Annotated in this window: 21 protein-coding genes, 1 tRNA gene, 2 rRNA genes and 5 pseudogenes (1 of these 29 only partly in view); 11 read left to right on the forward strand and 18 right to left on the reverse strand. The window is 60.9% G+C overall.

All coding sequences use genetic code 11. From position 1 onward, the window contains the following. Nucleotides 1-3 precede the first annotated feature (3 nt). The 7 genes from ACNKFW_RS07455 to ACNKFW_RS07485 all read right to left on the reverse strand — a co-directional run bounded on the left by ACNKFW_RS07455 (nt 4) and on the right by ACNKFW_RS07485 (nt 7,117). On the reverse strand, nt 4-897 hold the full coding sequence (locus tag ACNKFW_RS07455) for a polysaccharide deacetylase family protein (protein WP_147427935.1): 894 nt from the start codon (nt 895-897) through the stop codon (nt 4-6). Beyond that, nucleotides 894-1,703 carry an aspartate/glutamate racemase family protein gene (locus ACNKFW_RS07460; protein WP_244314595.1) on the reverse strand — a complete coding sequence of 270 codons (810 nt, stop codon included), beginning with the start codon at nt 1,701-1,703 and terminating at the stop codon, nt 894-896. Before ACNKFW_RS07460 ends, ACNKFW_RS07455 begins: the two co-directional genes overlap by 4 nt. Then, nucleotides 1,666-2,478, reverse strand: a complete 813-nt coding sequence (locus ACNKFW_RS07465) for an ABC transporter permease (RefSeq protein ID WP_147427934.1) — start codon at nt 2,476-2,478, stop codon at nt 1,666-1,668. The genes ACNKFW_RS07460 and ACNKFW_RS07465 overlap by 38 nt, the downstream gene beginning before the upstream one ends. Next, the gene (locus tag ACNKFW_RS07470) at nt 2,475-3,332 is read right to left on the reverse strand and encodes an ABC transporter permease (protein WP_249038337.1); all 858 of its coding nucleotides are present in this window, start codon (nt 3,330-3,332) and stop codon (nt 2,475-2,477) included. Before ACNKFW_RS07470 ends, ACNKFW_RS07465 begins: the two co-directional genes overlap by 4 nt. Next, nucleotides 3,329-4,390 (reverse strand): ABC transporter ATP-binding protein, encoded by a 1,062-nt coding sequence (locus tag ACNKFW_RS07475; protein ID WP_147427932.1) that lies wholly within the window; start codon nt 4,388-4,390, stop codon nt 3,329-3,331. Before ACNKFW_RS07475 ends, ACNKFW_RS07470 begins: the two co-directional genes overlap by 4 nt. A gap of 3 nt (nt 4,391-4,393) precedes the next feature. After that, nucleotides 4,394-5,425 carry an extracellular solute-binding protein gene (locus tag ACNKFW_RS07480; protein WP_147427931.1) on the reverse strand — a complete coding sequence of 344 codons (1,032 nt, stop codon included), beginning with the start codon at nt 5,423-5,425 and terminating at the stop codon, nt 4,394-4,396. A 72-nt stretch (nt 5,426-5,497) separates the two neighbouring features. Then, on the reverse strand, nt 5,498-7,117 hold the full coding sequence (locus tag ACNKFW_RS07485) for a thiamine pyrophosphate-binding protein (protein WP_147427930.1): 1,620 nt from the start codon (nt 7,115-7,117) through the stop codon (nt 5,498-5,500). Nucleotides 7,118-7,327: 210 nt separating this feature from the next. Between ACNKFW_RS07485 and ACNKFW_RS07490 the strand changes: the two genes are divergently transcribed. Next, a complete protein-coding gene (locus ACNKFW_RS07490; RefSeq protein WP_407672834.1) occupies nt 7,328-7,516 on the forward strand; it encodes a transposase in 189 nt (62 codons plus the stop codon). Nucleotides 7,517-7,738: 222 nt separating this feature from the next. On the opposite strand, the pseudogene ACNKFW_RS07495 reads toward ACNKFW_RS07490, so the two are convergent. Then, nucleotides 7,739-8,095: pseudogene (locus ACNKFW_RS07495) on the reverse strand (IS5 family transposase); the annotation flags it as partial. A gap of 61 nt (nt 8,096-8,156) precedes the next feature. On the opposite strand from ACNKFW_RS07495, the pseudogene ACNKFW_RS07500 reads away from it, so the two are divergent. Next, nucleotides 8,157-8,932: pseudogene (locus ACNKFW_RS07500) on the forward strand (IS3 family transposase); the annotation flags it as partial. 297 nt (nt 8,933-9,229) lie between these two features. Here the strand turns inward: ACNKFW_RS07500 and istB are convergent. From istB to ACNKFW_RS07515, 3 genes are all read right to left on the reverse strand, one after another. Next, the gene (gene istB / locus ACNKFW_RS07505) at nt 9,230-9,958 is read right to left on the reverse strand and encodes an IS21-like element ISPkr1 family helper ATPase IstB (protein WP_024843951.1); all 729 of its coding nucleotides are present in this window, start codon (nt 9,956-9,958) and stop codon (nt 9,230-9,232) included. After that, complete coding sequence (istA, locus tag ACNKFW_RS07510) at nt 9,888-11,456, reverse strand: IS21 family transposase (protein ID WP_028717560.1); 1,569 nt, start codon at nt 11,454-11,456, stop codon at nt 9,888-9,890. The genes istB and istA overlap by 71 nt, the downstream gene beginning before the upstream one ends. 226 nt (nt 11,457-11,682) lie before the next feature. After that, nucleotides 11,683-12,000 carry a hypothetical protein gene (locus ACNKFW_RS07515; protein ID WP_418024845.1) on the reverse strand — a complete coding sequence of 106 codons (318 nt, stop codon included), beginning with the start codon at nt 11,998-12,000 and terminating at the stop codon, nt 11,683-11,685. Between ACNKFW_RS07515 and ACNKFW_RS07520 the strand changes: the two genes are divergently transcribed. From ACNKFW_RS07520 to ACNKFW_RS07540, 5 genes are all read left to right on the forward strand, one after another. Further along, nucleotides 11,905-12,117 carry a hypothetical protein gene (locus ACNKFW_RS07520; RefSeq protein ID WP_418024831.1) on the forward strand — a complete coding sequence of 71 codons (213 nt, stop codon included), beginning with the start codon at nt 11,905-11,907 and terminating at the stop codon, nt 12,115-12,117. The genes ACNKFW_RS07515 and ACNKFW_RS07520 overlap by 96 nt on opposite strands. A gap of 35 nt (nt 12,118-12,152) precedes the next feature. Continuing rightward, nucleotides 12,153-12,584 carry an IS66-like element accessory protein TnpA gene (tnpA, locus tag ACNKFW_RS07525; protein ID WP_143091340.1) on the forward strand — a complete coding sequence of 144 codons (432 nt, stop codon included), beginning with the start codon at nt 12,153-12,155 and terminating at the stop codon, nt 12,582-12,584. Beyond that, complete coding sequence (tnpB, locus tag ACNKFW_RS07530) at nt 12,581-12,934, forward strand: IS66 family insertion sequence element accessory protein TnpB (protein ID WP_028710877.1); 354 nt, start codon at nt 12,581-12,583, stop codon at nt 12,932-12,934. Before tnpA ends, tnpB begins: the two co-directional genes overlap by 4 nt. 64 nt (nt 12,935-12,998) lie before the next feature. Further along, nucleotides 12,999-14,672, forward strand: coding sequence for an IS66-like element ISPpa7 family transposase (locus ACNKFW_RS07535; RefSeq protein WP_024844429.1), 1,674 nt, complete (start codon nt 12,999-13,001; stop codon nt 14,670-14,672). Between the two features lie 148 nt (nt 14,673-14,820). Next, entirely contained in the window at nt 14,821-15,246 is a 426-nt protein-coding gene (locus ACNKFW_RS07540) for a hypothetical protein (RefSeq protein WP_418024104.1), read from the forward strand. 386 nt (nt 15,247-15,632) lie between these two features. Here the strand turns inward: ACNKFW_RS07540 and ACNKFW_RS07545 are convergent, their stop codons facing one another. The 4 genes and pseudogenes from ACNKFW_RS07545 to ACNKFW_RS07560 form a co-directional block, all read right to left on the reverse strand. Next, entirely contained in the window at nt 15,633-16,829 is a 1,197-nt protein-coding gene (locus tag ACNKFW_RS07545; protein WP_418024105.1) for a GIY-YIG nuclease family protein, read from the reverse strand. Then, complete coding sequence (locus ACNKFW_RS07550; RefSeq protein WP_418024833.1) at nt 16,822-18,846, reverse strand: DEAD/DEAH box helicase; 2,025 nt, start codon at nt 18,844-18,846, stop codon at nt 16,822-16,824. The genes ACNKFW_RS07545 and ACNKFW_RS07550 overlap by 8 nt, the downstream gene beginning before the upstream one ends. A gap of 139 nt (nt 18,847-18,985) precedes the next feature. Next, nucleotides 18,986-19,279, reverse strand: a complete 294-nt coding sequence (locus tag ACNKFW_RS07555; protein ID WP_418024106.1) for a BrnT family toxin — start codon at nt 19,277-19,279, stop codon at nt 18,986-18,988. Next, a pseudogene (locus tag ACNKFW_RS07560) lies at nt 19,276-19,632 on the reverse strand (type IIL restriction-modification enzyme MmeI); the annotation flags it as partial. The pseudogene ACNKFW_RS07560 and the gene ACNKFW_RS07555, both read right to left, overlap by 4 nt. Nucleotides 19,633-19,749: 117 nt before the next feature. Between ACNKFW_RS07560 and ACNKFW_RS07565 the strand changes: the two are divergent. The 4 genes and pseudogenes from ACNKFW_RS07565 to ACNKFW_RS07580 all read left to right on the forward strand — a co-directional run bounded on the left by ACNKFW_RS07565 (nt 19,750) and on the right by ACNKFW_RS07580 (nt 22,617). Further along, nucleotides 19,750-20,510, forward strand: a pseudogene (locus ACNKFW_RS07565) (IS5 family transposase). A gap of 210 nt (nt 20,511-20,720) precedes the next feature. Continuing rightward, nucleotides 20,721-21,299, forward strand: a complete 579-nt coding sequence (locus ACNKFW_RS07570) for a hypothetical protein (protein WP_418024107.1) — start codon at nt 20,721-20,723, stop codon at nt 21,297-21,299. After that, nucleotides 21,271-22,031 (forward strand): annotated as a pseudogene (locus ACNKFW_RS07575) (IS5 family transposase). Before ACNKFW_RS07570 ends, ACNKFW_RS07575 begins: the two are co-directional and overlap by 29 nt. Nucleotides 22,032-22,086: 55 nt before the next feature. Next, nucleotides 22,087-22,617 (forward strand): hypothetical protein, encoded by a 531-nt coding sequence (locus ACNKFW_RS07580; RefSeq protein WP_418024108.1) that lies wholly within the window; start codon nt 22,087-22,089, stop codon nt 22,615-22,617. A gap of 146 nt (nt 22,618-22,763) precedes the next feature. On the opposite strand, the gene ACNKFW_RS07585 is transcribed toward ACNKFW_RS07580, so the two are convergent. The 3 genes from ACNKFW_RS07585 to ACNKFW_RS07595 all read right to left on the reverse strand — a co-directional run. Then, a tRNA-Met gene (locus tag ACNKFW_RS07585) sits at nt 22,764-22,840 on the reverse strand. 59 nt (nt 22,841-22,899) lie between these two features. Beyond that, nucleotides 22,900-23,014 (reverse strand): 5S ribosomal RNA (gene rrf / locus ACNKFW_RS07590). Nucleotides 23,015-23,113: 99 nt separating this feature from the next. Beyond that, nucleotides 23,114-25,173 (reverse strand): 23S ribosomal RNA (locus tag ACNKFW_RS07595); it runs 777 nt beyond the window's last position.

A 25,173-nucleotide genomic window follows, 5' to 3' on the forward strand; every position in this document is an offset into this window, starting at 1 on the left:
ATCTTACCTCGGCGCTTTCTGATAGGGATGGTTAGTCAGGATATGGCGGGCCAGTTCGGCGCAGGTCGGGAACCAGACGTCCGGCAGGGTCTTCATGCGCCGGATCAGGCGTTCCAGCATATCGACCCGCATCGCACGGCCGGAAACGAACGGGTGCAGCAGGAAGTTGGCATAGCCGCCCCGCCGATACTGCTGTTCGAACGCGGCCCACCAGATCTCGAACACCTCATCGACATCCATGATCCGCTGCGCATCATTCGGCGTGTCCAGCCAGCCAAAGCTGAAATACATCGCGTCATCCAGCGCATAGTGGAACGGCAGTTGCAGGATCGGGTTCTCGCCCGCCGCGTCCAGTTCGTAGAAGGGCAGGTAATCGGCCGAGGTGAACGAATTATAGACGATGCCCTTTTCCCGCAGAAGCCGGGGGGTGTGACTGGAGCGCGTGCCGATGATGGGCGTGCCGGCAAAGCCTTCCAGTGCCGCAATGGCGCGGGTCAGATGGGCGTCTTCGATGGCCGGATCCTCGGGCACCTCGTGTTGCCACATATGGTCGGCCAGTTCATGACCGGCAGCGACAGCGCGCTTCAGCGCCTCTGGGTACAGCTCGCAGATCCGGCCCGGCGTGAACAGCGTGACCTTGACCCCCTGCGCGTCGAACATGTCAAGGATGCGCCAGATGCCGACACGCCCGCCGAACTCTCCCTTGGCACGCTGGCCCCAGGGCTCGTTCAGCAGGCGGCGTAGCAGCATGGCATCGAAATCCAGCGTGAAGTTGACAGCAATCTTCACACCCTCGGGATAGGTGAAATCGGTGATCGGCTGGCGGCGGTGCTGATGCAGCGTGGCGGCCTTCAACAGCGCGTCATGGCGTTCGGTGATCGAGGTCTGGATGGTCAAGACGGTACGCTCCCATAAGACGATGCGCAGCGGCCGCGCGAGAGGCCGGAATGATAGAAAACAGCCGCCTCGGCGGCCTTGAGACCGGCGATGACGGGGTTGATGACCGGAACACCGGTTGCGGCCGACAATTGTCGTGGCAGGTCGGGCGCGAAGGACATCGCGAAACAACCGATCACCAGCACCTCGGCACCCTGCTCGACACAATTGCGGGCCTGGGCGATGACCGAAGGCAGGTGCGGGTCGGGATCGCGCACCAGATCGGCGACCGAGCCGCTGACCAGCGCCTCGGTGACGAACATCGGCTCGGCCCCGATGGCGCGGACCCGGCGGCGCAGGCCCGGCGGCGTCGGGTTCGACGACAGCACGGCAAACCGCCCGCCCATCTGCACCGCGGCCAGGAGGCCCGCCTCGCCGGGGCCGATCACCGGCAGGCCCGATATCTCGGCCAGCGCCTCGACGCCGGGATCGCTGAAGCACCCGATGACCACGGCATCGATCCCCCGGTCCTGCCAGCCCCGGGCGCTGTCCTGCAAATGCGGGTACACCATCGCGATATCTGTCGCGGATTGCACCGCCGCCGGCCCGCTCTCGGGTGAGGCGATGTGGATATCCGCCCCCGGCGCCCAAAGTTTCAGCATCGACAAACGGCGCGCAATCTCGGCCTCGCCGGCGCTTTTGTGCAGCGGGCTGACAAGCTGGTAGAGAATGCACGGACGGTCCGGCAGATCGGTCATAACGGGTGCTTTCGCAGTTGGGGTCGATTGGTCAAAAGGCGCGTTGAAGCCCGACGAGGCGTTGAACAATGGCAACACCCGCAACGGACAGCAGGATCGAGATCGTCGCGGCGGCAGCGGCAGTCGGCTTGAATTCGTAGGTCAGGAAATCGAACAGCGCGAGCGGCAGGGTATTGCCCCCAAGCGGCTTGAGCAGCAGCGAGACCGTATAAAGGTCAAAGCTGTTGATGAAGGCAAAGATCCCGCCCATTGCGACGCCCGGCATGATCAGCGGCAGGATCACCAGCCGGAAGGTCTGCCAGCCCGTCGCGCCCATGCTGGAGGATGCCTCTTCCAGCGAGGGCGGAACCTGCCGCAATGCCGCTGTAACCGACACATAGGCATAGGGGAAGGACATCAGGATATGCCCCATCTGCAAGCCCGTGACCGTCTTGCCAAGATCGATCTTGTAAAGAAAGAACAGTAGCCCAACCGCCGTCAGCAGTTCCGGCACCAGCAGCGGCAAGGTCATGCCGATCTGGAACCAGCCCGACAGCCTGCCACCGATGGCCTGACCGGCCAGCGCGGCCATCACGGCCACGACTGTCGTCACCAGTGCCGTTATCGCGGCAATCCGCAAAGACATCAGCAGCCCGTCAACAAGATCCTGCCGGTTGAAGAATTCGCGATACCATTGCAGCGAAAACCCCTGGGGCGGGAATTCGATCATCAGCCCGCTGGTAAAGGATGCGCCGATGATGGTGATCAGCGGCATGATCAAAAAGACATACAGCGCGACGATCAGCAGGGCGAACCCAAAGGACGCCACGCCCTGCCCCCCGAAAATGCTCGAACGCTCGCTCATGCCCGCGCCCTTTCCATCAGTTTCCAGGTCAGCGCGGTGAAGATCGCGACGATCAGCAGGGTCGAAGCCGACAGCGTGATGGCCAGCGCCGATCCAAGCGGCCAGCGATAGGTGCCCGTCAGTTCGGCCACGATCAGCGTCGGCATATAGCTGACCATCTGCCCCCCAAGCAGCGCAGGGGTCACAAAGGCGGCCACCGACAGCACATAGACCAGGATCATCCCCGGATAGATCCCCGGAAAACTGAGCGGCAGGATCACGTTGCGAAAGGTCTGGGCGCGTGTCGCCCCCATCGAGGCGGCGGCCTCGGTCAGTGCCGGCGGGATATTGCGCAGCGCATTGTTGATTGGCAGCACCATGAAGGGCACGAAGACATGCACCAGCGCCAGAATGACAAGGGTCTGGGTGAACAGCAGACGCAAGGGCATGTCGATGATGCCCAGGGCGATCAGGCTCTCATTCAGCGGCCCGTTCAGCGCCGTGACGATCATCCAGCCGAAGTTGCGGACCAGAACGCCCGTCATCAGCGGCGAAGCGATCAGCGCATAGAGCAGCACCGCCTTGAGCCCCGTTGCTCGCGACAGATGCCATGCGATCGGATAGCTGACGATCAGGCACAGCACCGTCACCGCGCCCGCCGTCATCAGGGATCGCAGCAGGATCGCCCAGTAATAGCCGTCGGTCAGGATCCGGCCGTAATGCGCCATTGTATAGTCGTCACCGAAAGGGCCGGTGGTTCCAAGGGTGCGGAAACTCATCTCGACCATGTTGGTGATCGGCAGGATCATGAAGACGAAGATCAGCGCGACTGCCGGGATAGCAAGGGACAGCCGAAGCATGCGCCGCCGTGTCATGGTGCAACCTCGGACATCAGCCATGCATGGCCCAGATCGACGACCACGCCCATCTCGGCACCGATGGCGACGGGATGATCCGGCGGGGCCGTCAGCCTGAGGTTACCGCCCGTGGACAGGACCAACTCGCAGTGAAGCGACGCGCCCAGAAAGGCCGATTTCACAACCGTTCCGACAAAGGCCCGCGGCTCGTCAGGGGCGGCAAAGCGCAATGCTTCGGGGCGCAGCAGCAACTCGGCCGTGCCGGCAATGCCGGGGATCCCCGCCACCTCAAGCTGTGCGCCGGCGACATCGACGCGATAGTGCCCCGCCCTGATCGCCGCATACCGCGTGCAGGTCAGGAAATTTGCCTCGCCAGTGAAATTCGCGACGTAGCGTTCGCTCGGAGATTGATAGATCTCGCGCGGGGTAGCAAATTGTACGACGCGGCCGGCCTTCATCACCGCGACCATATCTGACATGGCCATCGCCTCGGATTGGTCATGGGTCACATAGAAGGCTGTAATGCCGGATTGCTGCTGCACATCGCGGATCAGCCAGCGCACCTCGTCGCGCAGTCTGGCGTCGAGATTGGCCAGCGGCTCGTCCAGCAGCAGCAGGCGCGGCTTCATGACCAGCGCACGGGCCAAAGCTACCCTCTGCTGCTGCCCACCCGAAATCGCACGCGGAAGCCGATCACCCAGACCTTCGAGTCGCACCAGCCTCATCACCTCGGCAACGCGGGTGGCGATCTCGGCCTTCTGCACTTTCTTCAACCTCAGTCCGTAGCCGATATTCTCGGCTACGGTCATATGCGGGAACAGGGCGTAGTTCTGAAACACCACGCCAAATCCACGACGGTTGGCAGGGGTGGCCAGAACACTGGCGCCCTCAATGGTGATATCCCCTCCATCGGGTTCCAGAAACCCGGCAAGACAGCGAAGCGTCGTGCTCTTGCCGCAGCCCGAAGGCCCCAGCAGAGTGACCAGTTGACCTGATCCTGCCGTCAGGGACACTCCATCAAGGGCGATAAAATCTCCATACTGCTTGCGCAGATTCCTGACTTCAACCGTCGCCATAGTTCAGATGGTCCGTTCCCAGAGGTCGTTCAGCCGCGGCGTGATCGCAAGGGTGTCATCCCAATCGAAACGGATCGCCTTCGAGACAAGCTCGGGCTGGAGCGGCCATTTGTTCAGTGCTTCAGGCATCTGCACCGTCGTGTTGACCGGCGCGATCAGCCAGTTCTCGGCCATCCACAACTGGATTTCCGGGCTGAGGACAAAGTTGACATAGTCGAAGCCGAGTTGTTTGTCCTCGCTGTGCTCGAACACGCTGAACGAGTGGTCAAAGACCATCATGCCTTCCTCGGGCACGACATAGTCCACCGGGATGCCCTGATCCTGCATGGCCTTGACTTCGCCGACGTCCAGTGGGGCGACGGTGATCTGCCCTTGGATCAGCAGCGGTGTCAGCTGCGCGGAATAGCCAAGCTGCGGGAAGGGAGCGAGTTCCTTGAACTTGGCGACGGCCGTCTCGATATCATCGCGCCCCGAGCCAAAATGCTCGCCCGCCCAAAGCGCCATCATCGTTGCGGCAGAGTTGGTGATCTGATACAGGCCCAGCTGTCCACGGAAACGGGGATGCCAGAGATCGGCCCAACCGCGCGGCGGCTCTTTAACCAGGTCGGTGCGATATACCAGAACCAGCGGCGCCAGCATGCCGGTAACGGCCGTGTTGCCCTTAAGAATGGCGGGAGTGATCACGTTGGCCATATTCGGCACGTTTTCAGGCGTCAGCGTCGCAAAATAGCCGTCGTTGCGCAGCATTGCGGTATATTTCTCGTTCAGCATCACCGCCGGGAAGGGCGGATTTTCAGGGCCTGCGGCGCGGAAGTTTGCAATCCACGATGTGCCCATGCCGATATCAAGGCTGAACGGCCGGCCGACTTGCTCGGCAAATTTCGGCATCACATGCTGGCGCCAGTCGTTCTCCCAGCGTCCACCGAACATGTTGACGACGAAGGGCTTTTCCTGGGCGAAAGCTGGAACGCCGAAGCTGCTGGCCGCGACCAGGCCCGCTGTCGAACGGATGAAACCGCGTCTGGACAAGTTCATTTCATTTTCTCCTGTTGGATCTGCCTCGCGACTACCCGCGAGATCTTTTCAATAGGCCCCGCAAGGGGCTGGCTACATCTCGATCCGTTCTGGATCGAGATGCAGGTCAATCAGCAACGGGCCCTTTCGTTGGCGGATGGCTATGCAGGCCTGTTCAAGCGTAGTCTCGTCGCGGACAGAGACGGCATCCATTCCCAATGCGCGGGCCACTGCGGCAAAATCGGGATGAACGATCATTGAGAGATCGGTCGGCAGCTGGCGGTTCGTGAACTGGACATGCTCTGCGCCATAGCTGCCGTCATTGCACAGGATGATGACCAGATCTGCACCATCACGAACCACCGTGGCCAGTTCGCTCAGCCCCGAGAGCAGGAACCCGCCATCCCCTGCGACAAGAACAGTGGGGCGGTTCGTGATCGCGCTCATCGTGCCGATGGCCTCGCCCAGACCACAGCCAATGGCACCGAAATGGCTGGTATAGACCAGATCACGTGGACGCGTGACTGGCAGGTGCCGCCAGGCGGTGGTGACGAACCGGCCCAGATCCGCGACCAGAACGCGATCTTCAGGCAAGGCGTTGTTCAACCGACGCAAGGCGGGCACGAAATCCACCGTGCCCTCGGCCGTGGGCGCAGGCGCGGGCAGGATTTCGCGGGCACGTGCCTCATCGGCCAGCGCCGCCGCCAGCGCGGGATCGACTGCCCGAGAGCCCGGGATCTCGGCCATATCCAGCATCTCGATCATCGCCTGCGCGGTGGCCGCAATATCGCCGATCAGCCGCATCGTTGGCCGGTCGAGGCGCGGTGTTTCCTCGCCATCTGGCAGGATCTGGACGACACGCTTGCCCCTGGTATAGGCGCCGTCCTCGGTCGTGTGCTTGCTGAGGCTCGCACCGAAAGCCAGGATACAGTCGGACTGCATGATCGTGGTGATGGCGGTCGGATGACTCAGCCCGCCGCAAATCCCCAGATCGAAAGGGTGCCCCCGGAACAGGCCCTGAGCCTTAAGTGTCGTGGCGACGGGGGCCTCGATCCGGTCGGCCAACGCGATCAGGGCGTCACGCGCGCCAATCGCGCCGCGCCCCGCAAGGATCAGCGGTCTGCGCGCCGAGGCAAGGATGCCGGTCGCATCTTCAAGCGCCTGCCCAGACGCGGCGGCCAGGGTAACAACTGCGGGGGGCGACAGGTCTGGCAGACCATCCACTTTTGCCCATTGCAGGTCGACGCGCATGTTAAAAACCACTGGCAACCGCCGGATCGCCGCCAGATGAAATGCCCGCTCGAGGTCTACCAGCGCTGTGTCGGGGCGGCGCATCTCTACGAACAATGCACCCGATGCCGCCACGACCTCACGCTGGTTGATCTTCTGCAGGTGCTGCATGTCGCCCGGCGCGGTATCGCCGCAAAGCACCACCAAAGGGATCCCGCCCTTCACCCCCTCGGCAAGCGCTGTCACGACATTGGTTAGTGCTGGTCCGTGAGTGATCGTTGCCACGCCGATTTCGCCCGCTGCCTGGGCGTGACCGATGGCGGCCAGAACCGCGTTCGCTTCATGAGTGCAGGCGACATAGGTGCCGAGACCCGCAGCGATATAGGCGTTGACCATGAAAAGGTTGGCGTCGCCGACAAGCCCATAGAGTCGAGTCGCGCCCAATCGGGATACCCCATGAGCCAAAGCCATGTGCAGCTTCATTCCGCCCTCACCACGAGTTTAAAGTCGATGGTACCGACGCTAGCGCGCGAGGATTGGTGAGAAAAGTTCATAATAATTTACATTAAAATTCTTTTTCGGAATTTATATGGCAAGACTCCGCCGAAGGCCGTCTGACGGACCGGCTGTCTGTAAGAGCCTGAAGCTATGGCAGACCATAGCATCATGTCCCAAGTTGAGGTCCTCTCGGTCATGGATACCGGGCGGCGTCGTCGTTGGACCGAGGAGGAGAAGTTTCGCATAATCGAAGAGAGCTACGCGGCACGGCGAAGGGCGGCAGCCACGGTGCGGCACTACGAAATCTCCCGCTCGCTTCTGACTGGGTGGCGTCGGGAGGCACGGGAGGGTCTGTTGGCCGCTGCAGATAGCCCTCGCAATTGACCAGCACATCAAGCCGTTTCAGCGCGCCAAAGAACGCATCGACCGCCGCAATGTCGCACGGATCGATGCAGACCTTGCCGAAACGCTGCATGATGAAGCCGATGCCCTTTTGCTCGATGCCAATCCGGGGCGGGCGCGCAACTGGTGGGTTCGTGTTGGCGCAAAGGACAGCGACACGGCGCTGACGGTGGCCTCAAACCTTGTCGCAGCCGCAGGCCTAGGTCATGTTGACAAATGGCGGAGCCAGAGCCTGATGCAGGCGACGTCGACGAAGCCAAGGAAGCTTTCGGCGGTTTTGTCGTAGCGGGTTGCAAGGCGGCGGCTATTTTTCAGCTTGTTGAAGCAGCGCTCGACCATGTTGCGCAGGGTGTAGATGGTCATGTCGACAGCCTTGCGCACCCTTCGGTTCCTTCGCATCGGTATCATGGGCAGGGCGTTGCGGCTCTCGATGTCTTCCCGAATTTTATCAGAGTCATAGCCCCTGTCGGCGACCAGAACTGCTGGTTGCGGCAGGTTGTCGGCCATCACCATATCATAGCCGGTGTAGTCGGAATCCTGCCCCGGCGTGATCTCGGTCTGACCTGCCACGGGATTTTTCCTCCAGATGCGATTAGAGTCCGGCCCAACTTGAGGACGGACAATGAAGCGAACGCGATTTACGGACGAGCAGATCATCAGCATCCTGGCCGAGCATGAGGCCGGTGCGAAGTGTGCCGATCTGTGCCGCAAGCACGGCATGTCGGAAGGCACCTTTTACAACTGGAAGGCCAAGTTCGGCGGCATGACCGTGTCGGAGGCGAAGCGGCTAAAGGCGCTCGAGGACGAGAACGCGAAGCTGAAGAAGCTGCTGGCCGAACAGATGCTCGACCTGGCGGCAATGAAGGACCTGGTTTCAAAAAAGTGGTAGGGCCCGCCGTGAAGCGCGAAGCCGTCGCATATCTGCAGGCTGAGCACGGCCTGTCGGAACGACGGGCCTGCCTCATCGCCGGTGCGGATCGGAAGATGATCCGCTATCAGTCACAACGCCGGCCCGACACGGAATTGCGTGGGCGGCTGCGAGAGCTCGCCAATGAGCGCCGTCGGTTCGGCTATCGGCGACTCTTCATCCTGTTGCGACGCGAGGGGGAGCCTTCCGGGATCAATCGGGTCTACCGTTTGTATCGCGAGGAAGGGTTGACGGTGCGCAAACGGAAGGCTCGGCGCAAAGCCATCGGGACACGGGCGCCGATCCTGGTCGAGGCGCGGCCCAATGCACGCTGGTCGCTGGATTTCGTCCATGACCAGTTCGATTGCGGGCGAAGATTCCGGGTGCTGAACATCGTCGATGACGTGACCCGGGAATGCTTGGCGGCAATCCCCGACACGTCGATTTCAGGCCGAAGGGTGGCACGGGAGTTGACCGCGCTGATCGAACGGTGAGAACGGCGGTGAGAAATTAGGCCACGGAAGCGGCGGCATGGAGCTGCTGCGGGCGGCGTAAAAGTCGTCCACCTTTTCCCTTTCTGCGACAGCAGGGAGGGCGGGAGGATTTTCAGCGTGGAACTATATCTCAGGGTTCGCCAGGCCTGCGCGGCGGGCATGAGTGTCAATCGGCACGCAACTTTGACCCCCTTTCGGCGCCCAATAATGACCCCGCTTGGTCAGCACGGGTAGCTGGCCCGATGCGGTGTAGCCTCCATACAGCGCAACCGGATCGGGCCAGCGGCGTCTCGGTCATTCCCGCGTCTTGAAGCGCCAGCTCTCGTTGCCGGTCTCGACGATGTCACAGTGATGGGTCAGTCGGTCGAGGAGCGCCGTTGTCATCTTCGCGTCTCCGAAGACGGTCGGCCATTCGCCGAAGTCGAGGTTCGTCGTCACGATGATCGAGGTGCGTTCGTAAAGGCGACTGATGAGGTGGAACAGGAGCTGGCCACCCGTCTGGGCGAACGGCAGATATCCCAACTCGTCGAGGATCAGGAAGTCGAGGCGGCACAGGAGATCCGCAGTGCGTCCCTGTCGGTCGGCGCGGGCTTCGGCGTCCAGCTTGTTCACCAGGTCCACGACGTTGAAGAAGCGGCCGCGCTTGCCACGGCGGATGCAGGCCCGGGCGATGCTGACGGCAAGGTGGGATTTGCCGGTCCCGGTGCCGCCGATGAGGACGACGTTACGCTGATGCTCGAGGAACTCTCCGGAGGCCAGATCGCGCACCAGCGTTTCGTTTACGGGCGTGTCTTCGAAGCTGAACTCGTCGACTTCCTTGGCCAAGGGCAGCTTGGCGATGGTCATCTGGTATTTGATCGAGCGAGCTTGTTTCTCGCTGATCTCGGCGTTCAGCAGGTCGCCCACGATTTGCTGCGGTTCGTGCTGTCGCTTCACCGCCGTGGCGATGATCTCATCGTAGGCGGCCTTCATGCCGTAGAGCTTCAACTGGCCCATCGCGTCCAGCACCTGTGATCTTTCCATGGCGGGGTCTCCTGAGGCTGTCGTAGCGTTTGCAGTCGGCCACGGGCTCGCAGGTCAGGCGCAACGCGTCCGGCGTGGCGATGGTCAACGGAGGTGGTGGCTCGCGATGTCGGGCCAGGATGTTCAGAACGACCGATGCCGCCGGGGCGCCTTCGGTCAGGGCCTCGACGCAGGCAGCCTCGACGGCTTCCAGTCCATCCGTTGGGATCATGCTCAGGATCTGGACCATCTGACGGTCACCGTTCGGCACGCGCCCCAGCTTACGCTGGACGCGTCGTATCGCCGGCGGCAGTTCCCATTCCTTGAAGGGAGCGCCGTTTCGAAGGGCGCCGGGCTTGCGGGCCAGCACCGGGATGTAGTGCAGCGGGTCATAGATGGCCTTGTCGCGCCCGAAGGCGCGGTCGTGCCGGCCGACGATCTTGCCGTCCTGCCAGACCTCGACCCGCTCGGCATAGGCGCGGATCTCGACCGGACGGCCGACGGCGCGACCATCGACCGAGTAGCGGTTCTTGTCGAACCTAACGAGGCAGGTCTTGGACACCGAGGCCGGCACGGCATGGAATCCGTCGAAAGGGCCGACGTAGGGCACCAGGCTCGCCCGCTCATCCTGGAACACGTCCCAGATTGTCCGATCACGCAATTCCTGGTGCGGATGGGCCTTGGCCCAGGCAATACAGCGATCCTGAAGCCAGGCGTTGAGTTCCGCGTAGCTCTTGAAGCGCGGCCGCGGCACGAAGAACCGCCGCCGGACAACGCCAACCTGGTTCTCTACTTGTCCCTTCTCCCAGCCGGACGCGGGGGTGCAGGCGACGGGATCGACAAGGTAGTGTCCGCACATCTGCTGGAACCGGCGATTATACGCGCGGTCGCGGCCGACGAAGATCGTGTCCACCGCCGTCTTCATGTTGTCGTAGATCCCACGCGCACAGGCGCCGCCGAAGAAGGCAAAGGCCTTGTCATGGGCATCGAACACCATTTCCTGCGTCTCTCGCGGGTAGGCCCGGACGAACAGCATCCGGCTATGACAAAGCCGGACGTGAGCCACCTTCACCGTGGTGGTCACGCCGTCGATCAGAACGACCTCGTGACTCCAGTCGAACTGGTAGGCTTCACCCGGATCGAAGCTCAGTGGCACATAGGCGGCGGCTGACGCTTCCTGCTCCGCCTGCGACCACGAAGCCGCATAGCGTCGGACCGCGTCGTAGCCGCCGTCATATCCGAGGGCCCTGAGCTCTTCGAAAATCCGGATGCGGGTCAGCCGCTCGCGCTTCGGCTTGCGCGCATTCGCCGCCAGCATCTCGTCGAGCTTGCCTTTCCAGGGACCGATCTTCGGCTGCGGTTGGACGGTTCGCTCGTAAGTCATCTCCGTTGCGCCGGACCGGATCACCTTCCGAACCGTGTTCCGCGATACCCGCAGCTCTCGGCAGATATGCTTGATCGACTTCTTGTCCTGGAAATACGCCCGGCGGATCTTCGCAATCGTCTCCACAACCAGCATCCCACACTGTGCCCCCCGATAGCCTCGGAGGCATCATGACCATCAGCGTAAGGGGGGTCATTTTTGGAAGCCGATTACCCCGTTACGGGGTCAATTTTGCACGCCGGTTCACAGTCGGCCCCGCACGCCGCGTCCGAACGGCGCAGAACGCATCATCTATGGCGACAAGGTCATTTCGACCACCAACAAGAAGCGCGGCGTGCTAGGTGGAAGGAAAGAGCTGGTTTCAAATGGCGAGATAGGAGTCGTCGTCGGTCAAACGAAATTCGGCAAAGCATGGGATGGCAAGACACCTGAACGCCTTGACGTTGAGTTCCGTACGCAACCCGGCAACACGTTCGTCTATTGGCCTGGCGACTTCGGCGACGACGGTACGGTGGTTCTTGAACTCGCTTACGCGCTCACCGTGCACAAGAGCCAAGGGAGCCAGTTTGGCCGAGTTTTCGTTGTGATCCCGCAACCATGCTTCATTCTGGGCAGAGAGTTGATCTACACAGCTCTGACGCGCCAGGTAGATCGTGTTGTTTTGTTCGTACAGGGTCAACCGTCGGACATTAGAGCTTATACATCGTCCAAGTATTCGGAGGTGGCTCGGCGCTTCACCAATCGTATGCGCCGTCTCCAGCCCATTGATATCGTGGGTTTCCTGCGAGCTGCGTAGGAGCGAGCCTCTTTGTGGTTTTCTGCAAGGGGGCGATGGTGGCGGATGGTGGCGACGGGTTCGTTGGTCGTGTCGAGGTGGTTCGTCGGACGCGGGGGTATCGGCGCTGGCCTGAGGCGGTGAAGGCCCGGATCGTGGCGGAGAGTTTCCAGCCCGGGGTGCGAGTTGTGGATGTCGCGCAGCGGCATGATCTTGCGCCGCATCAGCTCTCGGACTGGCGGCGCCAGGCGCGACAGGGGCTTCTGGCGCTGCCGGCGGATGCCATGGAGGCGGTAGGCGCGACCGTGGTGCCGGCGTTCGTGCCGGTGTCGGTAGATGACGAGGTGGATGCCTCGCCTGATGCCGCGCGCGGTGCCGAAGGGGTCGTCGGAATCGAGATTGGCGACGGAATTATTGTCCGCGTGCCGGGCGACGTGTCGGCGGAGCGGGCGGCGGCGCTTGTGCGTGCGCTGCGCAGGTCGGCATGATCGTCGCCGGGCAGCGGCTGCCGATCCTGGTGGCGACCCGACCGGTGGACTTCCGTTGCGGTCATCAGGCGCTGGCACTGATCGTTCAGAACACGCTGCGGCTCGATCCGCATTCCGGGGTGATGGTGATCTTCCGATCGAAGCGCGGCGACAGATTGAAGATCCTGGTGTGGGACGGCACCGGCATGGTGCTGGTGTATAAGGTCCTGGAGCAGGGCAAGTTCGCCTGGCCGAAGGTTCAGGACGGGGTGATGCGGCTGTCACGGGCGCAATGCGAGGCGCTGGTCGAGGGCCTGGATTGGCGGCGGGTGATGGCGCAGCGGGTGACGGTGCCGACTGCGGCGGGGTGACTCAGGTCGTCGTTCCGGGCGTTGTTTTGTTGGGCTTCCCTGCCGGGATCGGATAGAAAGGGCCATGTCGCAGCCCCTCGATCTGAGCCGCTTTCCTGACCTCCCGCCCGAGGTGGTGGCGGCCTTTGCAGCGCAGCACGAGGCGCTGGAGGCCGCCCGGTTCGAGGCCTCGGTCGAACGCGCGGCACGCCAGCACGAGCAAGCGGTGGTGGCCGAGAAGGAGGCGTTCATCGCCGAGCTCAAGGAGCTGGTGGTGACGCTGGAAGGCCAGATCCAGCAGTATCGCCGCGCGAAGTTCGGGCCGAAGTCCGAGAAGCTGGACCCCGCCCAGCTGGACCTGGCACTGGAAGACCTCGAGACTGCCATCGCCGAGACCGAGGCGCGCATCGCTGCGGTCGAAGAGAAGATCGCCGCCAGCACGCTCGATCCCGAGAAGAAAGCTCGGCGTAAACCGCGCAAAGCCCGGGCGCTGCCCGAAGGCCTGCCGCATGTGGAGCGGGTGGTCGAGCCCGACAGCATCGCCTGTCCTTGTGGCTGTGGCGACATGGTCCGGATCGGCGAGGACCGCAGCAAGCGGCTGGATTGCATCCCCGCGCGGTATCAGGTGATCGTCACGGTGCGACCCAGATACGCCTGCCCCAAGGGCCGGGCCGGTGTGGTGCAGGCAAAAGCCCCGGCGCATCTGCTCGAAGGCAGCTGGCCTACCGAGGCGCTGCTCGCGCAGATCGCGGTCGCCAAGCATTCTGAACACATGCCCTTGAACCGGCAGTCGCTGGTCATGGCCCGGCACGGGGTGCCCATCGACCGCTCGGTGCTGGCCGACTGGATGGGCCGGACCGGCGCGCTGATCGCGCCCGTGGTCGAGCGCATGACGGTGCTTCTGAAGACCGGCGGCACCCGCCTCTATGTCGACGAGACCACAGCCCCGGTCCTGGACCCAGGGCGCGGCAAGACGAAGACCGGATATCTCTGGGCGGTGCTACGTGACGATCGCGGTTGGGGCGGTCCCGCCCCGCCCGGCGTGGTGTTCCACTATCGCCCGGGCCGCGCCGGCGAGAACGCCGACGAGATCCTCGACGGGTTCGACGGGACGATTCAGGTCGACGCCTATGGCGGCTACACCCATCTGGCCAAGCCCGACCGGAAGGGCGGCAAGCCGCTTGCGCTGGCGTTCTGCTGGTCGCACGGCCGCAGGAAGCTCATCGCGGCCAGACCGAAGGCCGGCTCGCCCATTGTCGACGAGGCGCTGGCGCGCATCGCCGCGCTCTATCGGATCGAGGCCGCCATCCGCGGCAAGGATGCCGGCCTGCGCCGCACCATCCGGCAGGAGCAGTCCCGCCCCCTGGTCGATAAATTCTTCGCCTGGCTCGCCGCCCAGGCCGACCGGACCTCGCGCAAGTCGGATCTCGGCAAGGCCCTGCACTACATGCTGCGCCGCCAGGACGGCTTCCGGCTGTTCCTCGACGATGGCCATGTCGACATGGACTCCAACCTGGTCGAGAACGCCATCCGCAGCCCGGCCATGAACCGCCGCAATGCGCTCTTCGCCGGCCACGACGAGGGTGGCCGCAACTGGGCCCGCTTCGCCAGCCTGATCGGCACCTGCAAGCTGAACGACGTGGAGCCTTACGCCTACCTGCGCGATCTCTTCACAAGCATCGCCACCGGCCACCTCGACAAGGACATAGACGCCTTGATGCCATGGGCCTACGCGGCAGCGACCAAGACCTCACAATGAGCACATCCGGGACTCCCGGCTGAGCTCATTGTGAGCTTCACTAACCGGCACTCGCCCCCCAACGCACCCAACTCGCGCTCCCAAGCGCACCCCAAATCCCAATGGGACGGAGACGGCGCTTACCACCAATCTCTTCGCGGCCCCGGACATGCTTGCCGATCCGAGTGGGACTTTCTTGGAGCGTCGACTCATTCACCGTACGGCAAGAGGCGAACTCGTCCGTTCGATTTCGGAGGTCGTCGTTGCTGACGCACTTCATGCTGAGGGCATCGACTATCATTACGAAAAAGGGCTTCGCGGGGCGGACGGTGTCGAGCGCTATCCCGACTTCACGGCTGAAGACCCAGCAACTGGTGTGACCGTCTACTGGGAGCATCTAGGTATGCTCTCTGATCCCACATACGCAAACCGGTGGAAGAAGAAGCTCGAATGGTACAAAGACGTCATGGATCTCGAGCCTGACGGGCCTGAGAACAAGAAAGGCGAACGCCTCGTGACTTCAGAGAACCGCCTCGACGGCGCGATCGACTCGGCGAAGATCAGACAGCAGGTGCGCGAGGTGTTTGATCTGTGAATATTGGGAAGCAAGGGCACCAGGAGCCGCGTTTGATCGGCGGAACCGCTTTTCGAAGCGATATGAGGGACTTCGCGCCCTCTTGCTTCCACAGTGCTTCCACGGTGGGTGCAAACGCAAACGCCGCCCCTGAGGGCGGCGCTCAAGCGTTTGATAACGCGTTATTTTTTGGTTGCGGGGACAGGATTTGAACCTGTGACCTTCAGGTTATGAGGCTATATTGTTGAATATTATGGACTCTTTCCAAATCAAACGGTTACACTGCAACCTTTTGTTATCGCGCATTTTGTTTCCAGCATTAGCCGACTTTCATCGGATTCCACCGCGCGGGAAAGCTACTCAAAGGGCTTTCACCTGTTGAGTTGGTGTTGAGTCAAAATCCGAGGTCAATTCGCGCAACGTTCGACCAAAGCGGCTTTTCTGGGATCATAGACGTAATTCGTGATCGTCCCGTCTTTGATCTTTTCGACAGCTTCGTCGATGACGAAGAAGGGTACCATGAACCATTCTTCCGGAACAACGGGTCGCCCAAAGCGGTCCTGAATCTGAATATCCAAGCGTACTGATCCGAAGATGCGATGGATCAGCGCTTCCAGCTTTGACCGTGAGATATTGTAGAGCTTGTAGGTCGCCAGAAGCTCGACATCAGCCATAAGATAGGTCGTCTGCAACCGCGCTCCCTTGATGCGTTGGTTCACATCGTTGCTGGTCACGCCGATCTTGTGGACCAGTTCCCGGTTCGCCGCGACCATCGGATGATCGGACTTGCTGCGCAGGATATAGATCGTACCGCTCGCCTGATCGTCCTCCTCGACCTGTCCGGAAAACAGCGGGCCTGCAGCCGGGTCGGTGATCCGCCGCCCGGCCTCATCCTTGTTAAGCGCACGTTGGAGCGAACGCATGAGCATGTTGCTTTCGGTGCCGTTGTCGAAAATCACCCGCAGGCGGGCATCGGTGCGACCCTGATCCGTCAAGGTCACTTCACCTTTCTCGGCCACATAGGCTTTCTGCCCGCCAACGATGAAGAAGCGCCCCTTCTCTATCTCGGCCTTCAATTCAAACGGACGCGTCTCGCGCATGCCGGTGTCGAGTTCACGCTGGACCTGTTCGAACAGCGGCTTGAACACCTCGAAATCAGCACAGACCTCGCGGTTGGCAACCTCGTCTGCCGCCTTCCGTTCGGCATTTGAACGAACGTGGCGCAGTTCGGTGATCGCCGGTGCCTCGGCTTCAATGCCGAGTTCGGCGAGGAGAGCGTCGTCGTCCAGATCCTCGTCAGGAGCGGTCAAGTGGTCTAGTGAACCCTGCAGCAAACCCTGTCGATCGAGGGGAAGGCAAAGCTCCCGGCATTCCGCCTGCTCTCGCAACCGATCGAGGCGCACGGCATAAAGCCGCTCGAAAATATCGCCATCCTCGCTGTGACGGGGCGCATGACCCTTCTCGTCCACGAAACGCTGCACTTCTTCGAACCCGGCGATGATGCGCTCCTCACGCGCGGTCCGACCGCCGGAGCGCTTGATCTCGGGCTCAACCCCCAGTTCGGCCAGCAGGGCATCATCTTCATCTGTGAATGTCTTAGCCATTCTTCTGCTCTTGCTTCATCCGTGCGAGGAAAGCCACTCCTTCCGCCATGCGCTTTTCCCACGGGTCGGCAGAGGTAATGTCGGGCAGCCGCCCCCGTTCCTGCTTGAACTTCAATGCCCGCCTTGCCAGATCGCGCGCCTCTTCCGGCGTCAGCTGCACCTTGCGCGCGTTGATCACCGCAGCAACCTGCTTCAGGCTGTTTTCGTCCATCGTCTTCGACAGGATGGCGTAAGCCTCGGCGAATGGGTTGATGCGATCAATCAGGTCGATGTCCAGTTCCGTCACGCTCATCGCGAACCGGCGAACTCCATCGACAAAGGCCGTGCTGCCGCTTCCCTCGTCACTCCCCTCGGTGATTGCCGCCTTGGCCTGCTGGGTGAGGTTCAGCGCCGCGATCGCGTGCTGGCGCACTGCCTCCTGATCCTCGGCATCGAGCGTCGGATATTTGTCCCGGATGATCTTGCCCAGCCGAACCTGCGTCAGTTCCTCCGGCACGACCTCCTCATCGAACATGCCGCGCTCAATGGCGGTCTTGTCCTGGACGAAGGCCGTGATCACCTCGTTCAGATCCTGGCTGACGATCCGTTCGGCTTCTTTGCTTTTCGGCTGCGCCAGGCCGTTGATCTCGATCTGGAACTGCCCCTGAGCCTCATTGAAACCGATGTTGCACTTGTTCGGATCATAGCCGCCCTCGCCATAGTCAAAGCCCTCGACCGGCCCCGCCGCCTTGGCCTTCGGCGTGAAATTGAAGCGCGGCGTCAGCACCTGTTCCATCAGCAGGCTGGCGGCGATGGCCTTCAGCGTGTCGTTCACGGCCTCGCGAACGGCCTCTTCCGAGGCATCCGGTTCCGCGATCAGGTTGGTGAACCGCGCGCGGGTCTTTCCCTCGGCATCGCGGGTGGCACGGCCGATGATCTGCACGATCTCGGTCAGGCTGGAGCGATAACCGACCGTCAGCGCGTGTTCGCACCAGATCCAGTCGAATCCTTCCTTCGCCATGCCCAGCGCGATGATGATGTCGACATGATCCCGGTTCATCTTCTGCGCCGGGTCTTTCAGCGCAGCCGAGACCCTGTCGCGCTTCGCGGCCTCGTCATCGACCAGATCGGCGATGCGCAGCACGCGGCCCTCGGGGGTTTTCACCAGCTGAAACCCGGTCGCGGGATCGGTGCCCTGCCATTCGCCCAGCATCTCAATGATATGCTCGACCTCCTTGATCTTGTCCTTCGTGCTTTCGCGCGAATTGACCGAGGGGATGTGGATGATTGTCTTCTCATCCGGGTCCAGCACCTTGATGATGTCATCGGCATATGAGCCGCTGTAGAAATAATAACCGATGTCCAGCTTTTTCAGATACCGATAGCCATTCAGCTGCTCGTAGTAGGTATAGGTGACGGGTTCGAACTTCGACTCGTCCTCGGGCATCAGCACTGCCTCGGCATCGCCCCGGAAATAGGATCCCGTCATGGCGACGATATGCACCTTGTCGCGCGCGATGAAGGCTCCCAAGTGCGCGCCCAGCTTGTTGTCCGGGTTGGCCGAAACATGGTGGAACTCGTCCACCGCGATCAGGCAGTTGTCGAAGACCTCGATCCCGAAGCGATCGACAGCGAAGCGGAAGGTTGCATGGGTGCAGACCAGCACCCGATCGTCGCTGTCGAGGAACGCCTGAACCGAGTTGACCTTGCCGCCATCTTCACCGGGCGCGTTGCACAGGTTCCATTTGGGCGTGACGGTCCAGTCGGCCCAGAAGCCGAATTTCGACAGCGGCTCATCCGCGAAACTGGACCCGATCGACTTCTCCGGCACCACGATGATCGCTTTGCGCAATCCTTGGTTGTGCAGCTTGTCCAGCGCGATGAACATCAGCGCCCGGCTTTTCCCCGAAGCCGGCGGCGACTTGATCAGAAGGTATTGCTCGCCGCGTTTCTCATACGCCTTTTCTTGCATAGGGCGCATGCCAAGCTCGTTCGACCTGGTCGAGCTGCCGTTTGCCGCGTAACCGACCGAGACCATGGGAACAGAACGACGGGCATTCAGAACATTGCTCACCAGATCGCCTCCGGGGCGCGTAAGAATCCCACCTGTAAAGAAACTGTCTGACAGTTCGGGAATATCGGACGTATCGATATCCTCATCCCGGATGTCGCCGCCCTTATTGGAGTTTCTGGAGATAGGCATCAAACGCCTCCTGTTCCTTCTTACGGGCGTGCCGGACGCTGATGATCCGCATGTTCCCATTGCGGGGTGTCCAGATGACGACCACTGTCCTGCCGCCCGAATTCTTAGCCACAGTGACGAATCGCTCTTCGCTCAGGTTATCCGACTGTGACGAACGATTGGTTAATGACAGGCTTTGCTTGATCGCCCTTCCGGCTTCGGTGAAGGTTATCCTGTGTTTTTCGGCGTTCGCGCGCGCCTTGGTCCGGTCGCATTCAAATCTTGTCATGCCTGTCGGCCTGTCTTGGTGGTCATCTTGGTATAGAGCCTGAACAGGTGTTCCAGCCGTTCGGTATCGTTGCGGAAGCGGCGGCCGATGTAGATGCGTTCCAGCACCTCGTCGTTGCGGTCGTGGGCGGCACGGAGGTTGTCGGGCATCTTTTCGGGGTCGTAGAGGTCGGCGATGGTGGCGGGGAAATGCGCCTCGCGCGCCAGAAGGATGGCCTCGGCGCAGGCGGTGAGGTCGGATTTCTGTTTTTCGGTCAGCGGCGGGACGGGAAAGGTGTTATAGACAACCGTATTGCCGTAACGGGTTCCATTTCCAAGCCTGCCAGCAATCGTTTCTGCCCACACACGATGAGCAGTGGATACCACCAATGAAAATTCAACTAGGGCGTGTTGACAAAAGGGATTCACCGGGCGCGGTGATCGTGATTCAAGCTGGTATCTGCAATGGAGACCAGCGTGGCACGAAACCTGATGTCGAACGACGAGTGGGCGTTCTTTGAACGCTTCATCCTGGCTGTCCGTTCTCCGAACGGCCGCAAGCCCACGAACCATCGGCTTGTTCTGGATGGGATTTTCTGGATCGCCCGAACGGGGTCGCCCTGGCGCGACCTGCCGGAAGAGTTCGGCAAATGGTCGTCTGTCTATCGGCAGTTCCGGCGCTGGACGTTGGCGGGGCTGTGGGAACAGATCCTGGAGGCGCTGAACGAGAGCCGGATCGTGCCGGATGCGCTGCAGATGATCGACAGCACCGTGGTTCGCGCTCATCATCAGGCAGCGGGCGCAAAAGGGGGACTCCGCGCCAAGGTTTCGGCCGCTCGCGAGGTGGCTTCACGACCAAGATCCATCTGCGGGTCAATGCGGCAGGCCTGCCCATGAGAACCGAGATCACGGCCGGGCAGACATCGGACTACCTCGGCTTCGATCTGGTCATGGCTGACAACCTGCCCGAGCCAAGCGTTCTGCTCGCAGACCGCGGCTACGACTCCGACAACATCCGCAAGACCATGGAGGTGCGCGACGTGGTGCCGGTCATCCCCATGCGCAAAACCCGGAAGCTACGGGTCGCCGTTGACCGCAGGCTCTACCGCCTGCGCAATCTCGTTGAGCGGTGCTTCAACAAGCTCAACAATGCCCGTCGCGTCGCCACCCGCTACGACAAGACCGCCGAAAGCTTCCTGGGCTTCATCGACATCACGTCGATCCGCCTCTGGCTCCGCCATTTGTCAACATGACCTAGGCTGAAACCAGCGCTGGAGGGACTCCAAGACGAGGGAACCGCTTCTGCAAACACTGTCCGGGATGTCCTTTGGGAGGGTGAGAATGCTGTTATCCCCAAAAACATCGGCGCGCTTGGCCTACAGTACAAAACAGGTATCAGCTGCAGCACATGGAGCCTCATCAAGGGTGGTAGCACGAGGCGCAAGGATTGCGCCGAACGCTGGATGCTGGAGCCAGTGGACGGCATGATCCAAAAAGCGCGACGAGCGGCACTGGACGAATTCAACGCCAATGTGAAAGCTCTTGAAGAACAGGGCAAAAGCTATTCTGGCTCAGTAGAGGCGGAATTAGAAAACTATATCAACGGGCCGCTCAAAAACGTCTTCGTCGAGGCAAGGAAAAGCAATGCCCGTCTCTTTCTCGTCTGGCGTTGGTCGGGATGGCTGGCCCTCGCCGTCCAAGTCTTCATCCTTCTGAAAGCACTGGCGCTCATCTATGCCCGCCTCGCTTTCAACCCCCAGGTCGGCAATCAGGACCTTGCAGCACATATAGGTGGAGGCAACCCAGGCACGGCCATCACAACGGTCGAAAGGCTGACGACCGTCCAGGAGGAAAAGACCGGAATTCACCACGGCTTTCGGCTCCCCACCCCGAAGGTACTGTATCTCTTCCATTGCCGCGGCCTAGGGCGTGTTGACAAAAGGGATTCACCGGGCGCGGTGATCGTGATTCAAGCTGGTATCTGCAATGGAGACCAGCGTGGCACGAAACCTGATGTCGAACGACGAGTGGGCGTTCTTTGAACGCTTCATCCTGGCTGTCCGTTCTCCGAACGGCCGCAAGCCCACGAACCATCGGCTTGTTCTGGATGGGATTTTCTGGATCGCCCGAACGGGGTCGCCCTGGCGCGACCTGCCGGAAGAGTTCGGCAAATGGTCGTCTGTCTATCGGCAGTTCCGGCGCTGGACGTTGGCGGGGCTGTGGGAACAGATCCTGGAGGCGCTGAACGAGAGCCGGATCGTGCCGGATGCGCTGCAGATGATCGACAGCACCGTGGTTCGCGCTCATCATCAGGCAGCGGGCGCAAAAGGGGGACTCCGCGCCAAGGTTTCGGCCGCTCGCGAGGTGGCTTCACGACCAAGATCCATCTGCGGGTCAATGCGGCAGGCCTGCCCATGAGAACCGAGATCACGGCCGGGCAGACATCGGACTACCTCGGCTTCGATCTGGTCATGGCTGACAACCTGCCCGAGCCAAGCGTTCTGCTCGCAGACCGCGGCTACGACTCCGACAACATCCGCAAGACCATGGAGGTGCGCGACGTGGTGCCGGTCATCCCCATGCGCAAAACCCGGAAGCTACGGGTCGCCGTTGACCGCAGGCTCTACCGCCTGCGCAATCTCGTTGAGCGGTGCTTCAACAAGCTCAACAATGCCCGTCGCGTCGCCACCCGCTACGACAAGACCGCCGAAAGCTTCCTGGGCTTCATCGACATCACGTCGATCCGCCTCTGGCTCCGCCATTTGTCAACATGACCTAGTACGGTCTAGGCAGGGCGCGCTTGCCTTACCCTTCGGTGCGAAGGTGCTGTTGGGGCGGTTCTGGCACCGCAAGCTCCTCGCCTATCGCTATGATCCCGGGGAAGGCCGGGAGTACGGCATCTATGGCGATGCCAACGCAACGGTGCTCATGGTTCATCTCCCACCCGGAGCGCAGATCGTCCTTCGCCTCAATCACCTATTGGGGTTTACCCACGGCCTCGATCTGGGAACGCGTTATGAAATCAATCTTGCGAATGTCATGCGCGGGCGGATGATCTTTCCGGTGCTATCAGCCGGAGAGGCGGGCGGGACGGTTCTCCTTTACGCCGCAGACGGGACATTCGGCAAGATGACACCAGAGGGTGATACCGCACCCAGCGAAGCCCTCGTGGCCTTCGATCCCTCAGCAAAAATGCAAGTCGACGCGGATACTGGCTGGGCTTCGGCCTATGTAGGAGAGTATGCCATAAGACCGGCCGATGAACAGAGCTTCGCCCTTTATGCAGCAGCTGCTATTCCATCGCCCGCTTGGCTGCTCATCAGGCGTTTCTTTTATCTAGTCCTGCCCCTGCCGCTTTGAATATGAATACAGCGACGATCAGCGGCGCGTGCCGCCGCCCTCCCCATCACCGTTGCTTTTGTTGAGTTGGTGTTGAGTTGAAATCCGCAACGCAAAAAGCCGCCCCAACGGGCGGCGCGTAAGTATCGGATATTGCGGGATAATTTTGGTTGCGGGGGTAGGATTTGAACCTACGACCTTCAGGTTATGAGCCTGACGAGCTACCGGGCTGCTCTACCCCGCGCCATTTGCATCGCGGTTTTGCGGTGCTTCTCGTTCTGAGAGATGCTCGCTTCTTTTCAGGTCTGGCGGTGACCTACTCTCCCACGTCTTTTGACGCAGTACCATTGGCGCGACGGCACTTAACGGCCGAGTTCGGGATGGGATCGGGTGTTTTGCTCGTGCTTTGGCCACCAGACCGGAAAAGGAGCGAGATCGGCGTTTTCCGGTTCTTTTGGGAACCTGGAAAGACATTGTCCAAGGATGCTTTTGGAAGAAGGTCTGTCTTCTTCCGGATCAAATCAAGCCTATCGAGCGATTAGTACCGGTCAACTGAACGCATTGCTGCGCTTACATCTCCGGCCTATCGACGTGGTGGTCTTCCACGGCTCTCAAGGGATACCTTGTTTTGAGGGGGGCTTCACGCTTAGATGCCTTCAGCGTTTATCCTGTCCGTTCATAGCTACCCAGCACTACCGTTGGCACGATAACTGGTCCACCAGTGGAACGTTCACCCCGGTCCTCTCGTACTAGGGGCAACTCCTCTCAAGTATCCTACACCCACGGCAGATAGGGACCGAACTGTCTCACGACGTTCTAAACCCAGCTCACGTACCTCTTTAAATGGCGAACAGCCATACCCTTGGGACCTGCTCCAGCCCCAGGATGAGATGAGCCGACATCGAGGTGCCAAACGATGCCGTCGATATGGACTCTTGGGCATCATCAGCCTGTTATCCCCAGCGTACCTTTTATCCGTTGAGCGATGGCCCTTCCACTCGGGACCACCGGATCACTATGGCCGACTTTCGTCTCTGCTCGACTTGTCAGTCTTGCAGTCAGGCTGGCTTCTGCCATTGCACTCGACGAGCGATTTCCGACCGCTCTGAGCCAACCTTCGCGCGCCTCCGTTACTCTTTGGGAGGCGACCGCCCCAGTCAAACTACCCACCACGCAGGGTCCCGGACCCGGATAACGGGCCGCGGTTAGACATCAAGAGTGCGAAGGGTGGTATCTCAAGGATGGCTCCACGGGAACTGGCGTCCCCGCTTCGATGCCTACCACCTATCCTGCACATCGCAATCCTGATGCCAGTGCGAAGCTATAGTAAAGGTGCATGGGGTCTTTCCGTCTAACCGCGGGAAGTCTGCATCTTCACAGACAATTCAATTTCGCTGAGTCCACATTTGAGACAGCGGGGAAGTCGTTACGCCATTCGTGCAGGTCGGAACTTACCCGACAAGGAATTTCGCTACCTTAGGACCGTTATAGTTACGGCCGCCGTTTACCGGGGCTTCAATTCAAGGCTTGCACCTCTCCTTTTAACCTTCCGGCACCGGGCAGGCGTCAGACCCTATACGTCGCCTTACGGCTTCGCAGAGCCCTGTGTTTTTAGTAAACAGTCGCCACCCCCTGGTTTGTGCCCCCCGCCGACAGTTGCCTGCCAACGGGGCCTCCTTCTCGCGAACTTACGGAGGTATTTTGCCGAGTTCCTTAAATGTGGTTCTCTCAAGCGCCTTGGTATTCTCTACCAGTCCACCTGTGTCGGTTTAGGGTACGGTCTTGTGGAGGGCTATTTCCAGGAACCGCTCAGCAGCCCCTCCAATCCGATAAGGAGGAACTACACCTGCGATCCGTCACCATCTCCTGGCCCAGGAATATTAACCTGGTTCCCATCGACTACGCCTTTCGGCCTCGCCTTAGGGGCCGGCTTACCCTGCTCAGATTAGCTTTAAGCAGGAACCCTTGGACTTTCGGCGACAGGGTCTCTCACCCTGTTTGTCGCTACTCATGTCAACATTCTCGCTTCCGATCACTCCACCGGATGCCTTACGGCCCGGCTTCACAGTAAACGCCTGTCCGACCAAGGCTTTCCCAAGGGAAAGCTGAAGTCGGATGGCGTTATATCACGGAACGCTCCGCTACCGCGTGCATAAATGCACACCCAAAGCTTCGGCTCGTGGCTTGAGCCCCGTTACATCTTCGCCGCAAGACCTCTTGACTAGACCAGTGAGCTGTTACGCTATCTTTAAAGGATGGCTGCTTCTAAGCCAACCTCCTGGTTGTTTTGGAAGTCTCACATGCTTTCCCACTTAGCCACGAATTGGGGGCCTTAGCTGTTGGTCAGGGTTGTTTCCCTCTCCACGACGGACGTTAGCACCCGCCGTGTGTCTGCCAGATAGTTCTTCCCGGTATTCGGAGTTTGCTTAGACTCAGTAAGGCTGTGGGCCCCCATCATCCATGCAGTGCTCTACCCCCGGGAGAATTCGTCTGACGCGCTACCTAAATAGCTTTCGCGGAGAACCAGCTATCTCCAGATTTGATTGGCCTTTCACCCCTAGGCACAAGTCATCCCGA

The organism is Paracoccus sp. TD-10, from assembly GCF_048270675.1.
In the GTDB taxonomy this organism is placed as follows: domain Bacteria; phylum Pseudomonadota; class Alphaproteobacteria; order Rhodobacterales; family Rhodobacteraceae; genus Paracoccus; species Paracoccus pantotrophus.